The sequence below is a fragment of the Priestia sp. SIMBA_032 genome (assembly GCF_046535215.1).
Lineage (GTDB): Bacteria > Bacillota > Bacilli > Bacillales > Bacillaceae_H > Priestia > Priestia aryabhattai.
This window is the reverse complement of the sequence record NZ_JAWRXD010001045.1, coordinates 1-257: the sequence shown is the minus strand read 5'-3', so window position 1 is coordinate 257 and position 257 is coordinate 1. Positions and strand designations below refer to the sequence as shown.

The following is a 257-nucleotide window of genomic DNA, read 5'->3' as shown; positions in this document are numbered from 1 at the left end:
GACACGAGGTCGAGACACGTGCCGACGGTGCGTCGGGAATAGTCGCCGCGACAACCTATAAGCCGGACATCGTCCTGCTCGACATTGGCCTGCCCGACATGGATGGCTACGAGGTTGCGCGGCAATTGCGCGAGTCTGGAGCGAGCAAGGGTATGACGCTCATCGCGGTCACCGGATATGGATTGCCGTCGGATCGCATCCGGTCGGCAGAGGCCGGGTTCGACCACCATCTGACCAAGCCTGTGGAGGCCGACGAC

General features: G+C 63.0%; 1 protein-coding gene. It reads left to right on the top strand.

The window, feature by feature from the left end:
* Positions 1-257, top strand: a 257-nt coding sequence (locus tag SB717_RS37530) for a response regulator (protein ID WP_410908216.1), incomplete at both ends; no start/stop codon positions are given.